This is a genomic window from Bradyrhizobium sp. AUGA SZCCT0160, from assembly GCF_018130105.1.
Classification (GTDB): Bacteria; Pseudomonadota; Alphaproteobacteria; order Rhizobiales; family Xanthobacteraceae; genus Bradyrhizobium.
This window is the reverse complement of sequence record NZ_JAFCMD010000001.1, coordinates 228675-243217: the sequence shown is the minus strand read 5'-3', so window position 1 is coordinate 243217 and position 14543 is coordinate 228675. Positions and strand designations below refer to the sequence as shown.

The following is a 14543-nucleotide window of genomic DNA, read 5'->3' as shown; positions in this document are numbered from 1 at the left end:
AATCCCCCGCAAGGGGGTTTTGCGCTGGATATGGCGTCTGCCTTTTCCGGCTCTTCTGTTCGACCTGGATTAGGACAATGAAGCAAGCTGCGACTGCGTCTGCTCCAGCCAGAATTGCATGCCAAGTTGCTGGAACAGGGCTGCGGCCGCATTGAGGTGCTGCTCGGCGCTTCCGCTCTGGCCGGCCGATCGGTAGCGTTTTCCGAGCCCGAGGTGACATTGAGCCGCCAGGGGTCGCAGATCGAACGCCTCGGCCTTGCGGAGGGCGTCGTGAAAATTGGTTTCGCTCTCGTCGAGGGGGGAGGGGTCACTCAGTCCAAGCTCGGCAAGCAGCCGAAGCGCGTAGGCTTCATAACCGTACTCTCCCTGTTTGCGCGCAATCAGGAGCGCTCGCCGGGCGGTTCGCTCTGCGTCGGCCGTGCGGGCGCCCTGTAGATAGGCTTCGCCCAGGCGAACCAGAATCATGGCGTGGCCGCCGAGGCGATGCATGGTGTTTCCGTCGCGTTCGGTTTCCTCCAGCAGCGCGATCGCCTCGTCCGCGCGATCCGCCAGGCAATAAGCGTGCCCGAGCGCTAGGCCGATGAGCGGTAGCACCAGGGGAAGCGTCCACGAGCGGCCGAGATTGAGGGCCTGCTCGAGCACCGCGATGCTTTGCGCCACGTTGCCCTGCAGCGCCAGAACGGTGCCCTTGCAGTAATAGGAAAAGGCAAGGCTGTAGACCTGGTTCGCGCTTTCGGCGATTTCGACGGCCTCCCTGGCGAAAAACGCCGCGCGCTCAAACTCGCCGAGTTCGGCGAGCGAGCACGCAAGATATCCGCGCATGAATACGCCAAGAACTCCCGTGGTGCCCATCATCTCGGTGGCAATGTCACCGCGAAGGCGCTCAACGGCCGCGTCCAGTATCTCTGCTGCGCGACGGTGATTTCCCCTGGCGGCACACAGGGCCGCAAAATGTCCGCTCACCACCATCCGCAGCGGCAGTTCGTCGAGCTCTTCCGCGATCGCCATGGCGCGTTCGCCGGCCTCGGTGGCGGGATCGAGCTCCCCCATCAGGCGGTAATACTGACACAGGAACGATGAGGCCTGACCAAGCCTTCGCTTGTCGCCGAGCTGTGTGGCCTGCACCTGCACCTTCTGAAGGTGATCCAGGCATCGCTCGAGGTGGCCCAGCGGGTGAAGCGAGTTGCGCAGATCAAACCGGATATCGATGGAAAGTTCGATATTCTCCCTGGTTTCGGGCACTTTCTCGAGGATGGAGAGGGCCTGTTCGAACCAGACCCGTCCGTTCTCGAGCGCCGAACGCGACAGCGCCTTCTGTCCGGCCTGCCGGAGGTATCGAACAGCTTTCTCCAGCAACTCACCACGAACGGCATGCTGCGCCAGACGCTCGATGTGTTCGCCGAGCCGATCCCGATACAAGGTCTCTATCGCATTGACCAGTCGCGCGTGGAGCGAGCTCCGCCGCGCCCGCAGCAATCCATTGTAGGTCACTTCGTGCGTGAGCGCATGGGTGAATGAGTATTCAACGTCTGGGTAGAGTCCGGTCTCAAAGAGAAACTCGGCCGTCTGCAAATGTTCGAGCGCATGCTCGAGTGCTTCTTCGGTAAAATCGGCCATGGGTCGAAGCACCGCCAGCGGAATCTCCCGGCCCACCACGGAAGCGATCTGCAGCAGATTTTTATCGCCGGGGAGAAGCCGATCGATGCGCGCCGCCAGGATGGCCTGTACCGTGGGTGGCACCTGGATATTTCCGATCGGGCGCATCAGCCGATAATGCCCGCGTTCTCCCGACAAGGCCTGTGTTTCCACCAGGGCACGGACAGTCTCCTCGAGAAAAAACGGATTGCCGCCGCGCCCCATGAGAAGCTGCTTGAGCGGATCGAGTTCGGGATCCCGGCCAAGCAGCACCTCCAGCAGATCATGGGTGTCATGGGTCGGCAGCGCGCTTAACCTGACCTGGCGGTAGTTCGGCCTCGAGCCCCAGACATCCTGGTAGCCGGGACGATAGGTGACCAGCAGCAGCAGCCGGGCCGAGCCGAGAGCGCCCGCCAGGGCGTCGAGCAATGCTTGCGTCTCGTTGTCCACCCAATGAAGGTCTTCGAAGATCAGCAGAACCGGCTGCTTGCGGGCTGCCTGCAGTATCAAGCCTCTTACGGCATCAAGATAGCGACGCCGGCGCTGAGCCGGATCGAGCGTGAGCCAGCCGGCGTCATCGACGGGTATGTCGAGCAGCGCCAATAGCGCCGGAAGCGCCGGTTCAAGCCCTTCGTCGAGCGCGATTGTCTTCTCGACCACCTTGCGGCGTATTTCGTGCTGCTCGTCCCGGTCCTGGATCGCAAAATAGCTCTTGAGAAGCGCGACCACGGGCAGGTAGCTCGTTCCCCGTCCGAGCGAGATCGCTGTGGTCTCAAGCACCAGCCAGCCAAGCAGCCGATGCGAGTGAGTGAACTCATGAAGGAGACGCGATTTGCCGACGCCGGCCTCGCCGATAACAGCGACCAATTGGCCCGCCCCGGTGGCCACTGGCTGCTGGGCACGGCGGAGCTGATCCAGTTCGGTCTCGCGGCCAACGAACTGGGTTAGGCCCCGAATGGTTGCCGCCTGCAAACGGGTGCGCGCGGGGCCGGCGCCAACGAGTTCATAGACCTCCTCGGGCTCGGCAAGTCCTTTGATCGGCATCGGACCGAGAGACCGCGCGGTGATGTATCCTTCCGCCAAGCGGATAGTTTGCGTTGTCGTCAGGATCGAGCCGGGCCGGGCCATCTGCTCCATGCGAGCCGCCAGATGCGCGGTCTCGCCAACGACGGTGTATTCCATATCGAGATCTTTACTGATGGCACAGACGACAATTTCCCCCGAGTTGATCCCGACGCGAATTTTGAGCGGCCGTTCGGCACGGTCCGCCAGTTCGGCGGCAGATTCCTGTATCATCAGCGCGGCGTAGCAAGCGCGCACGGCATGATCCTCGTGCGCCAATGGCGCGCCGAAGATCGCCATGATCCCGTCACCCAAGAGCCTGTTGACCGTCCCCTCATAGTAATGGACGGCTTCAATCATCTGCTCGAGCACGGGATTGAGGATCGCCTGCGCACTCTCGGGATCGCGGCCGTATATCAGCTCCAATGACCCCGTGATGTCAGCGAACAGCACGCTGACCTGCTTGCGCTCGCCCTCGACTTCGGCTCTGGCCGTGAGGATTCTTTCGGCGAGGTGGCGCGGGGTCGGCGGTCTCAGTGCCAGGGAGCGCGAAGACAAAAACGTCGGCACGCTCCGGCCCGTGGGGTGACCGCAATGCGAGCAGAACTTGGCCGTGGGCGAAAGCTGGTTGCCGCAGCTCGTACAGACAGGAGCCAGGGCCAAAGCGCATTCCTCGCAGAACTTCGCTTGCGCGCTGTTTTCGTGCTGGCAACCCGGGCAGATCATGTGAGCTTCCAGGATAAAATAGGATAATCGAAAAAATCGAGCAATCGAAGGTAGCGTCCAGCACCAATGGCAACAAGTCAGTATTTCGGGCATCGCTCAACTGGCGAAATCGGCCGTCCGAGGGGAAGTCCGGATTTGCGCCGGACCGCGAAGCAACGCCACTGATATGATTTGCCGCGGTTGGCCGGGAATCGTCGGGCGAGTTGGTTATTCTCAGGAGTCAACAGGCTGGAGGTCACGTGACAGATCGGACAGTGGGTATCATTGGACTTGGCATCATGGGGGGCGCCATCGCCCGCAACCTCGTCGCGCGCGGCTGGGCTGTCGCCGGATTCGACACCGAGCCGGCGCGCAGGAGCGAGCTTGCGCTTGCCGGCGTTGATATCGTCGATGGCACCAGCGCCGTCGCCGCCCGCGCCTCGACGATCATGACGAGCCTGCCCAACGCCGGGGCTGCCCATGCGGTTGCTGCGGAAATCGCCGCGTGTGCGATAGGTGAGCGCATCGTTGTAGAACTCAGTACGTTCACCATCGCCGACAAGGTGCGCTTCAAGCAAATTCTCGAGCCTGCAGGTCATATCGCGCTCGACTGTCCGCTCAGCGGCACCGGCGCCCAGGCCGCGGTCCGGGACCTCGTCGTCTATGCGAGCGGCGATAAAGCCGCGATCGCGCGCTGTGGCGGCCTGTTTGCCGACTTTGCCAAGCAAAGTGCCGATCTCGGGGAATATGGCAATGGCAGCCGGATGAAGTTCGTCGCCAATCATCTGGTCGCCATTCACAACGTCGCCTCGGCGGAAGCGATGCTGCTCGCAGAACGGGCCGGCCTCGATTTGAATCAGGTGATCGAGATGATCGCCCCCGGCGCGGGCGGTTCGCGGATGTTTCAGATGCGGGCCCCGATGATGGCAAGCCGCCTCTATGAACCGGCAACGATGCGAATCTCGACCTGGAAAAAGGACATGGCCATCATCGCGGAGTTCGCCAGCGAGGTCGGCTGCGAAACGCCGCTCTTTGCAATGACGCAACCGGTTTACACACAGGCCATGGCGATGGGATTGAGCGATCAGGATACGGCCGCGGTGTTCGAAGTGTTGAAGGCGGGCGGCCCGTAACGGGTCAGCGCCGGACGGCCGCTCGACGCCGGGAGCGGTTATTCCAGAACCAGCGGCGAGGCGACCCCGCCGGAAATGACGATGTCAGTCCGGTCGCACGATATGTGCCCTAAACCAAGGGATAGCCGGCTCCATCCCAATTGCGTAGCGGCAGGCTACCTCGGGACGGCCGAACCATACCCGTGTGCAATGGTGCCTGCCGACGCGTCGCGCTACCAATCCAGCACGACGGAATGCAAGCAACGGAACCGGACCCCCGAGCCGGCAGTTGCAAGACAAGGTCGGCGGCGTAATGCCCGCCGGCCTTTTTCTTTTTATCGCGCGGCGCCCCGAGCTTCTTAATGGGTTCGAATGCCCGCTGGGCGCGCCAGCAGCTGACGTTCCTCTGGGGCGGTTTTTGACCCACAACGGACGTCGGCTTCCACGAACATTGTTGTTCCGGGTATCTGTCCGTCCGCTCGCGACGTGTTAAGGTCCGCGCATCGGATCGTGCGTGTCCCTCGGAGGCGCCATGCGACGCCGGGAGTTCGTCACCTTGGTTGTGCGTGCGGCTGCTTTGTGGCCGGGCATAGCGCTTGCGCAGCAACCGGCTGGCAAGGTGTGGCGTATCGCATACCTTCATCCGGAAACTTTGGATCATCCCGCTGCCCGTGCGCTATTTGACGCTTTCCGCGCGGAGATGCGGGCGCTTGGCTACATTGAGGACAAGAACCTTGTCATCGATAGTAGGAATGGAGAGGGGAAAGCTGAACGCTTGCCTTCATTGGTAACCGAGCTGGTTACGCGCCGGCCGGATGTTATTGTTGCTGTCGCAACCCCAACCATAGCTGCTGCCCAGCGCGCCACCTCGACCATTCCCATTGTAATGGCCCCTGCCACTGATCCGGTTCGCTCAGGCTTCATCAAGAGCTTGGCTCATCCTGGAGGAAACATTACCGGTATGGCCAACATGTTTGGCGACGCCGTCGGCAAGTCGGTTGAACTCCTCCACAGCATACTGCCGTCCGCCAAGCGTATTGCGGTGCTAATGTCTACCAATCCGACCCACCCGCAGCAATACGAGTTGGTGGAAGCTGCTGCGAAAACGTTTGACCTTACCGTCGTTCGAGTGATGGCACCCACGCCTGACGATCTCGAACAGGCGTTTGACGGGATGCGGCAGGAAAACTGCGACGCTCTGTTTGTCCTTGCCGATCCAACCCGGCCGAAGATTGTTTCGTTAGCCGCCAAAGCAAGACTACCGGCATTTTATCAACTCAGCACTTTTGTTGATTTGGGTGGACTAGCGAGCTACGGCCCCGATTTAAAGCCGGTTTATCGCAAGGTGGCGCATTACGTCGACAAGATCTTCAAAGGAGCCAACCCGGCAGAACTTCCCGTAGAACAGCCTGTTGTCTTTGAATTTGCTCTAAATGTAAAAACGGCCGCGGCGCTTGGCCTAACCATTCCCGACACCATTCTAGCCCGAACGGACAAGGTCATCGAATGAATTGGACAATTTCCATTATCGGCACTTAGCCGACGCCGCCCAATCGTCGAATGCCCGCTTTGCGCCAGCAGCAACCGTTCGGCCCGGTGGAACGGCGAACCTCCGACTGCCGTCGAAGGAACAAACTTCAGAACTCGGCCGTTTTACATACCACTTTCCGATCAACCAATCGTCCCGCTACTATCAGTCCCATGGCCCTCGACCCTGCCTTCCGGACAAGAGAAGGTGTCGGGGGCATGCGTTGTGGTTCACAGGGAGGACAAAAATGGCCATCGTCAACGAACCGCTTTCACGCCATGCGCTCGCCTTCGTTCTTGCGGGCGGTCGTGGAAGCCGGCTCCTGGAGCTGACCGACAAGCGCGCCAAACCCGCGGTCTATTTCGGCGGAAAATCGCGCATCATCGATTTTGCCCTCTCCAACGCGGTGAACTCCGGAATTCGCCGGATCGCGGTTGCAACCCAATACAAGGCCCACAGCCTGATCCGGCACCTGCAGATGGGTTGGAACTTCTTTCGTCCGGAGCGCAACGAGAGTTTCGATATCCTACCGGCGAGCCAGCGCGTCTCGGAGACCAACTGGTACCTCGGAACGGCGGACGCGGTTTATCAGAACATCGACATCATCGAGTCGCACGATGCCAAATTCATCGTGCTGCTCGCCGGAGATCACATCTACAAGATGGACTATGAGCGCATGCTGAAGCAGCATGTCGAGCAACGTGCCGACGTCACCATCGGTTGTCTCGAGATGCCGCGCGCGGAGTCGAGCGGCTTCGGGATCATACACGTGGACGACGAGGGCATCGTGAAATCCTTTCTCGAGAAGCCGGCCGATCCGCCGGCGATGCCCGGCAAGCCTGACACGTCATTGGCCAGCATGGGGATCTATGTATTCGATTCGAAATTCCTGTTCGACGAGTTGCGGCGTGACGCCAACGACCCGAATTCGAGCCACGATTTCGGCAAGGACGTGATTCCCTACCTCGTCAAGCACGGCCGGGCGGTGGCGCACCAATTCTCTACCTCCTGCGTCAGGTCCGGCGATGATCCGCGCGCTTATTGGCGGGATGTCGGGACCGTCGACGCTTACTGGGCCGCCAACATCGATCTCACCGACGTCGTCCCGGAGCTGGATCTTTTCGACCGCGCATGGCCGATCTGGACCCATGCCGAGATCACGCCTCCCGCCAAATTCGTTCACGATGAGGACGACCGGCGCGGACAGGCGGTGACTTCGCTGGTCTCAGGAGGATGCATCATCTCCGGCGCCGCATTGCGCCGCTCGCTGCTGTTCACCGGCGTGCACGTCAATTCCTATGCAAACATGGAAAATGCCGTCGTCATGCCTTACGTGAACGTCGGCCGGCATGCGCGATTGAAGAATGTCGTGATCGATCGAGGCGTTCGCATCCCGGAAGGTCTCGTGGTCGGCGAAGATCCCGAATTCGATGCGAAACGGTTTCGAACCACGGCGCAGGGTATCACGCTGATCACGCAGCCGATGATCGACAGGCTCGATGCATGAGCGAGCTTCGCGTCCTCGCGGTCGCCTCTGAAATCTATCCGATCGTCAAGACAGGAGGTCTTGCCGACGTCGTCGGCGCGCTCCCGGCTGCGCTCCAAGCGCATGGCATCGAAACGCGGACCCTGGTGCCGGGATATCCCGATGTCATCAAGGGGCTGACGGTCGCGGAGGAGTTCCTCCATGTGCCGGAATTTTTTGGCGGACCGGCCCGCCTGCTAGGTCGCGTGCATGGCAACCTCAATTTGCTCGTGCTCGACGCGCCGCATCTCTTTGCACGGCCCGGCAACCCCTACGTCACCCCTGATGGCAAGGACTGGCCTGATAACGGCGTGCGTTTTGCCGCGCTTTCGAAGATGGCCGCCGAAATCGGCCAGGGCGCCATTCCGTCGTTCGTGCCTGATGTGGTGCATGCCCATGACTGGCAGGCCGGCCTCGCGCCTGCCTATTTGCACCTTACCCATCAGCGCCGGCCCGCCACCGTGATGACGGTCCACAATCTGGCCTACCAGGGCAAGTTTCCGCATCACATGCTCGGTGCGTTCGGCTTGCCGCCGGAATCGTTCTCGATGCACGGCGTCGAATATTATGGTGAGATCAGCTTCCTGAAGGCGGGCGTGCAATTCTCCGATCGCATCACGACGGTTTCGCCGACCTATGCGCGCGAGATTCAGACAAATGAGGGAGGTATGGGGCTCGGTGGGTTGCTGCGCGAACGGTCACAGGTTCTGAGCGGCATCCTCAACGGCATCGATATGTCGGTCTGGAATCCGGAAACCGACCCCGACATCGCCGCGCGTTTCAGCGCGACCGAGCTGGATTCCCGTGCGGCGAACAAACTGGCCCTGCAGCGCCGGTTTGCTCTTGATCCATCGCCAAACGCCCTGCTGCTCGGCGTGGTGAGCCGGCTGTCCTGGCAAAAGGGACTGGATATCCTCCTCGAGAACCTGCCGACCATCCTCGGTGAAGGAATGCAACTCGTCCTGCTCGGGAGCGGAGAGGCGGGTCTCCAGCATGCTTATCAGACCGCCGCAACGGCGCACCCGGGCCGGATCGCGGTTCTGATCGGCTACGACGAAGCGCTCGCCCATCTCGTTCAAGCCGGCGCCGACGCCCTCGTCGTGCCGTCACGCTTCGAACCATGCGGCCTGACCCAGCTTTGCGCCTTGCGATATGGCGCTGTCCCGATCGTATCGCAGGTCGGCGGCCTTGCGGATACCGTCATTGACGTAAGTGAGGCCGGTGGCGCTGCAACCGGCTTGAAGTTTGGGCCCGTCACGGCCGAAGCCCTCGCTGGCGCGCTGCAACGAGCCAGTCTCCTCTGGCACGACCAGCAAGCCTGGCGAAGGTTGCAATACAATGGCTTGTCGACGGATGTATCATGGCGCAAGCGGGCGAGCCGCTACGCCGCCCTGTATCGCGATGTCGTCGCGTCCCGCCGGAATCAATAGCACCGCATTTGCTGGGCGGCTGCTTTGCGCCAGCAGCGCGCCGTTCCGGGATGATTGCATCTCAAGAGCCGCCCAAAGGAAGCCTGGTTCGCGGCCATGCAGTTTGCCGACGCTACTTTCGTGCTGTCGCAATATCTTCGCCAACTCGATTGTCACCCGAGGCCAACGTGGGTAGATGGACCCGCGCCAGTTCCGAAGCTGCTTTGGTTGTTCCGCAGAGGCTTCGGCCTAGAAGGTGGCGGTGAAGAAACTCGATCTCGTCCGCGACCACTGCCTCGTGAGCCGGCCCGTCGTAGATGTCGAAGTGATCGACACCTGGATAGATGCGGAGCTCACCCTTCGGGGCTTGGCGCGCGGCCTCAACTGCAGGTCCCGGCTTGGCAACCTGATCGTCCGCAGCGACGCAAACCAGCCAGGGACAGTGCAGCGTGGCGGCATGTCGGATGGGACTATATGGTGGACCGAGCAGCCAGGCCGCGGAGACGCGGTTACGCCATCGCGATTCCTCGCCGATTGCGACAACGCGGCGCCAACCGACCTCAGATCCGGGCGCGCTGATGACTGCCGCCTCATGGGCCTGACCAACGGCAGCCAAATAACGACCTTCGGCCGCTGCAGCCTTCATTGCCTCTACGGCGTGCGGAGGTTTGGTGTAAGTCTGAGAATCCCTGTCGAGATATGGGACCTGGCTGATAACCGCGGCCACCCTGCGGTCCTCCGCTGCCGCGGCGAGCGCGTTGCCGCCGCCCAGCGAGGAGCCAAACGTCGCCACGCGTCCGGCATCGATATCGGGCAGCGAACGAGAAAACGCAATGGCAGCGCGCCAGTCTTCCAACTGAAGGGACGGCTCGAACAGGTCCGGCTCACCCGTGCTGTCGCCAAAGCCTCGATGATCGAAAACGAGTGCCGCGATACCGGCGGCGGCAAACCTTTCGGCGAACGCACCAAGCCGATCTCGGCGTGTGCCGGTCAATCCGTGGGCCATGACGATAACAGGTCTCAACCCTTCATCCGCCGCCGCGGGGTAAAACCACGCAGCGCATGTGTCATGACCGGAGGCGAACGTTAATTCCTTGCGACTCATGCTCATGGAACTTGTCCTGCTTGTTTTTGATCTCACAGCTTCCCAGCAGCGAGCCGAACCGGGGACTGACCCGGTCCAACTCGTTTCCGGATGGCTGCTGCCGACATTGTCGGAGACGGCCATCACGATTGATCAGGCCGCGCGCAAGATATTGAGCTGCTGCAGCGCGGTCACGCCATCGTCCAAGCCGACCTCTTCTGCGATCTTGCCATTCTCGACGCGGAGCACCGTTATTCCGCTGAAGCGCATTTTCCGGCCGGAAGCCGCCGGCAGTGATCCGATGATGAAATCGTCGAAAGTGGACCCCGTGTGTGTTCCGCCGCCTTCCCAACGACCGACGACGTAATCACCTTCCGCGATCAAGTCCGCAGTGCCCCCAAAGCCGAGATCTGGAAACGCATCGCGGAATCCAGTCATGAATTCCTTCACGTCCTTGCGACCCCGACGCGGTTCATGCAGCGAATACTGCAACAGCATGTCAGGCGCAGCGAGTTCGTCGACGATGTCGGGATTCCAGGGGTTGCCCCAGAACTCCTTGAACCAGCGGCCAACAATAGCTTTATTTTCCTCTTCCTTCGACATTCGTAATTCCTTCTCCATTGTGTGCTCACAGGTCGTAAGTGAAACGTACGCCGCGGCCTTCAGAGTCAGAGTCGCGTTCAAACTCTTGCCGCGTGTCATCGTCCTCTGACCTATTGCACGACCGATGTTCCAACCACCCGTTTCCCGACACGGAAGAATTTCGCTGCCACGGCATTTGCGCCATAGCGGTCGTCGGCGCAGCGACGCGCCCGGCGCTATCGGTTGGTCGCCATTCGATTTCAGCAATTGACCCACACGGCGACAGTATCCATATGGGAGCTAAGAATCGGATGAAGCCTGCCGTTTCGGACTAGCAAGCATGCGGCCTCGTAGCTCGGGCGGCGTCATTTCAAGTGGTTTCGTTCGGGAGTTTTCATGACCGCACTGTCTATCCTCGATCTCGTCCGCGTCACCGAAGAGACCGATGCGAGCGGCGCGCTCTACAACGCCCGCGATGTCGCGGTTCATGCCGAGGCCTGGGGCTATCGCCGCATCTGGGTCGCGGAGCACCACAACATGGCCGGCATCGCGAGCGCCGCGACTTCGGTCGTGATCGGTCATATCGCAGCGGGAACGAAGACCATCCGGGTCGGCGCGGGTGGCATCATGCTCCCGAACCATGCGCCTTATGTCATCGCCGAGCAGTTCGGCACGCTGGCGCGGCTGTTTCCCGGCCGCATCGACCTTGGGCTGGGCCGCGCTCCCGGCACCGACCAGCTCACGCTGCGCGCCTTGCGCCGCACGCCTGAAGCCGCCGAAAACTTCCCGCAGGACGTTCTGGAGGTCCAGGCCTTCCTGGCGCCCGCGGGTCCCAATCAACGCATCCGGGCGGTGCCGGCGGCTGGCACGGAAGTGCCGCTGTGGATTCTGGGATCGAGCAATTTCGGCGCGATGCTGGCGGGTGAACTCGGGCTTCCCTATGCCTTCGCCTCGCACTTTGCACCCGAGCTCCTGATCCCGGCGCTGCAGATCTACCGCAGCCGCTTCAAACCGTCCGAGCAACTCGACCGTCCCTACGCGATGGTCGGCGTCAACATCATCGCCGCCGACAGCGATGACGAAGCGCGCCGGCTGGCGACGACGCAGCAGATGTCGTTCACCAACATCTTCCGCGGCGCGCGCGGCCTCAGCCAACCTCCGATCGACGACATCGAGAGCTATTGGTCGCCGGCGGAAAAGAAGCAGGCGATGGGCATGCTCGCACGCTCCATCATCGGCTCGCCCGAGACGGTTCGCGCCGGCATCGATGCGCTGGTTGCGGAAACCGGCGCCGACGAACTCATGATCGTGTCCGATGTCTACGATCACGCCAAGCGGCTGCGATCCTTCGAACTGATCGCCGCCGCCGCGGGGATCGCGGTTCGCTGAACTAGATTTCGCAGCCGGCTGTATTCAAGGCCTTGCGCAAGCCACCAAATGCGCTCAGCCGACAGTGCAGGGGCTCGCTGGCGGCGGCTTTGGAACGCTCGGAATTGGCAGTTCGCCTGATATCGGTAGTTCGCCTGATATCGATGCTCTTTGGCTTCGGCTTGGGAAGGGCAGCGGTAGTGACCTTCTTTGCTTTGGGATCGTGCCGGTGGCGGTTAATCTTCGGGGCCTCCGAAGGCCGTACAATGGTGGCTTCCGCGGGCGGCGAAGGAGGAATGGGTTCGTTGACCAGAGCAGGCTGCGCTGGCATCTCGGTTTTCGCATAGTTAACTTCAAGCTTGTCGGCCTTCGCCAACGCACCATGTGAATCGGAAATGCCGACGGTTGTTTCGGCGGGGGGCTGAACGACCGCTGTTGCAGTGCGCGGCGGAGTTCTGAGTTCCATCGCCGCTAGTGCTCCTATGCCCAATGGGATGAGGAGGCCCAACAACACCATTCTCAACATGATGCTTCTCCGGCCATTATGGTGCCGGTGCAAATTCTCCGATCTAATGGGGCAATCTGGCGGCGGTCCGCGCAGGAACCTCACCCACGCGCACGATGTTTGTCGACAGGGTTAACCGCCCGCCGATGTCGCCTTATCGAGAGTATCAGCCGATCAAGGATCAGTCGATGAAATGAATTGTCGGCGCACCCTCCACACCGGCCTTTTGCATCGCAGCCTTCAAATCATCACTTGCCGTCCAGGCGCGCGCCTTGGCCAGGTCCGATACGTTGCCTACGATGACAAGGTCGTTAGCGTCTTCCGTGTTGCGGTAGACGCGGCAGTTAGTGACTCCAGCCGCGGTTCGGCTCGATTCGTGGGCGTCATAGCCCGGACGCCATGCTGCGTAGTCACGGACTCTGTGATGGATAATCATCGAAGCCATCGGTCCCTCCCGCATGTTGTTTTGCAGCGAACGGCAGCGCCGATCGCCGGTCAAGACCGTAAGCTTTTTTGTACCTGGCGTCTAATGAATGGCCTGCTGCACCGCAATTGCGGGCGTACGATCGCAAGGCAATTTCGGCGTAATGCCCACCGGTCTTTTTCTTTGTTCAAGCGGTGAGATGAACTCCTCGCGATCGTGGCATTCGTGACGCGTTCTTGATGGCTTGCAACGTGAGCCCGGTCGCGCCATTTCCCGGCTCGATGGCCCAGCGAAAAGTGCTAGGTTGTCGCGTGGGGGCGCACGGGACATCTGTCAAATGGATCGGTATCTAGGCGATCAATTCCCTTATGCGGCGTTCTTCTGGCCTGCGATTGTCGCTGCATCGGCCGCTGAAACCGCCTCGTCCGTCGCGGCGCAGCTTCTTGGATTCTCCGCCGATGCTGGCGGCGCCGGTCCTGCGCAGGAGCCGGAAGGAGCCACGCCAAGCACCATCGCGCTGGATCTGCACAGCGTCCGGCTGCGTGACTTTACTGTGGGGGGAAGCGGCGTTCCCGCCCTGCTGTGCCCACCGCTCGCGCTGCATGGAGCCGCGATCGCCGACCTCGCAGCCGGCCACAGTCTCGTTGATGCCCTTCATGGCGCCGGAATTGAACGTCTGTTCATGGCCGATTGGCGCTCTGCCAGCGCTGACATGCGATTTCTCGGGACCGACGAATATCTTGCCGATCTCAATGTCCTTGTCGATCATCTCGGCGGTCTGGTCGATCTCGTGGGGCTTTGCCAGGGCGGCTGGTTATCCCTGGTCTATGCGGGGCGCTTCCCGGCCAAGGTACGCAAGCTTGTGATGGCCGGCGCGCCGATTGATATTGCCGCGCAGCAATCCGGTTTGTCTGTTATCGCCGAGGCGACCCCGCGGTTCGTGTTTGATAGCCTGGTCAAGTCAGGCGATGGTCTCGTTATCGGCCGCAAGGTCGCGCCGTTCTGGGGGAACGAGACTGACCCGAACGATATCAGAAACGCTCTGCAGAGTGTGCACCCGATCGGCTCGCCGGAATTCACCCGATTAGAAGCCATCTTCAAGAACTGGAATTCCTGGACGATCGACGTTCCCGGAAAATACTATCTCGAAGTTGTCGAGAAACTGTACAAATGCAACGCGCTCGCCAGCGGAAACTTCGTCGCCCTGGGAAAGGAGATCGACCTCTCGCGGCTGCTGCTTCCGATGTATCTTCTGGCCGGAAGCGCCGACGACGTGGTCGCCCCGGAACAATTGCTTGCAGTGCAACGACTGGTCGGAACGCCGGCGCAATCTCTGCGCCATGCGATCGCTCCGTGCGGCCATCTAAGTCTGTTCATGGGGAGGCGCACGCTTGAGGAGTATTGGCCCGGGATTGTGCGCTGGATGAAGGAAGCGGAATGAGCCCGGTGACGTCCGCTGATAGAAGCTGCCGGACGTCGAGCTTCCAGCATGCCCGTTTGCGCCAAGAGCGGCCGTCCTCCTCGATGCCTGACAAGGAACCTTGCTCCGCGCAAGCGTCCCGCGTTCCGCGTTCCGTTCAAATTTTCCGCTACCACACCAAAGC

At 61.3% G+C, this 14543-nt stretch carries 11 protein-coding genes; 6 read left to right on the top strand and 5 right to left on the bottom strand.

Annotated elements, in window-relative coordinates; genetic code table 11:
- Positions 1–69: 69 nt before the first annotated feature.
- A complete protein-coding gene (locus JQ558_RS01200; RefSeq protein ID WP_212292616.1) occupies positions 70–3423 on the bottom strand; it encodes an AAA family ATPase in 3354 nt (1117 codons plus the stop codon).
- A gap of 203 nt (positions 3424–3626) precedes the next feature.
- On the opposite strand from JQ558_RS01200, the gene JQ558_RS01195 reads away from it, so the two are divergent.
- From JQ558_RS01195 to glgA, 4 genes are all read left to right on the top strand, one after another.
- Positions 3627–4535 carry an NAD(P)-dependent oxidoreductase gene (locus tag JQ558_RS01195; protein ID WP_283814143.1) on the top strand — a complete coding sequence of 303 codons (909 nt, stop codon included), beginning with the start codon at positions 3627–3629 and terminating at the stop codon, positions 4533–4535.
- A 511-nt stretch (positions 4536–5046) separates the two neighbouring features.
- Positions 5047–6024 (top strand): ABC transporter substrate-binding protein, encoded by a 978-nt coding sequence (locus tag JQ558_RS01190; protein ID WP_212292614.1) that lies wholly within the window; start codon positions 5047–5049, stop codon positions 6022–6024.
- Positions 6025–6289: 265 nt separating this feature from the next.
- Entirely contained in the window at positions 6290–7549 is a 1260-nt protein-coding gene (glgC, locus tag JQ558_RS01185; protein ID WP_212207048.1) for a glucose-1-phosphate adenylyltransferase, read from the top strand.
- Positions 7546–8997 carry a glycogen synthase GlgA gene (gene glgA, locus JQ558_RS01180; RefSeq protein WP_212292613.1) on the top strand — a complete coding sequence of 484 codons (1452 nt, stop codon included), beginning with the start codon at positions 7546–7548 and terminating at the stop codon, positions 8995–8997. Before glgC ends, glgA begins: the two co-directional genes overlap by 4 nt.
- A gap of 112 nt (positions 8998–9109) precedes the next feature.
- Here glgA and JQ558_RS01175 read toward each other — a convergent pair whose 3' ends face one another.
- The gene (locus JQ558_RS01175) at positions 9110–10087 is read right to left on the bottom strand and encodes an alpha/beta hydrolase (protein ID WP_212292612.1); all 978 of its coding nucleotides are present in this window, start codon (positions 10085–10087) and stop codon (positions 9110–9112) included.
- A gap of 126 nt (positions 10088–10213) precedes the next feature.
- Positions 10214–10663 (bottom strand): ester cyclase, encoded by a 450-nt coding sequence (locus tag JQ558_RS01170; protein WP_212292611.1) that lies wholly within the window; start codon positions 10661–10663, stop codon positions 10214–10216.
- Between the two features lie 375 nt (positions 10664–11038).
- Between JQ558_RS01170 and JQ558_RS01165 the strand changes: the two genes are divergently transcribed.
- A complete protein-coding gene (locus JQ558_RS01165) occupies positions 11039–12031 on the top strand; it encodes an LLM class flavin-dependent oxidoreductase (protein ID WP_212292610.1) in 993 nt (330 codons plus the stop codon).
- Between the two features lies 1 nt (position 12032).
- Here the strand turns inward: JQ558_RS01165 and JQ558_RS01160 are convergent, their stop codons facing one another.
- Positions 12033–12536, bottom strand: a complete 504-nt coding sequence (locus tag JQ558_RS01160; RefSeq protein WP_212292609.1) for a hypothetical protein — start codon at positions 12534–12536, stop codon at positions 12033–12035.
- Positions 12537–12696: 160 nt separating this feature from the next.
- Complete coding sequence (locus JQ558_RS01155; protein ID WP_212207054.1) at positions 12697–12960, bottom strand: cyclase; 264 nt, start codon at positions 12958–12960, stop codon at positions 12697–12699.
- A gap of 316 nt (positions 12961–13276) precedes the next feature.
- Between JQ558_RS01155 and JQ558_RS01150 the strand changes: the two genes are divergently transcribed.
- The gene (locus JQ558_RS01150) at positions 13277–14380 is read left to right on the top strand and encodes an alpha/beta fold hydrolase (RefSeq protein ID WP_212292608.1); all 1104 of its coding nucleotides are present in this window, start codon (positions 13277–13279) and stop codon (positions 14378–14380) included.
- Positions 14381–14543: the final 163 nt, after the last annotated feature.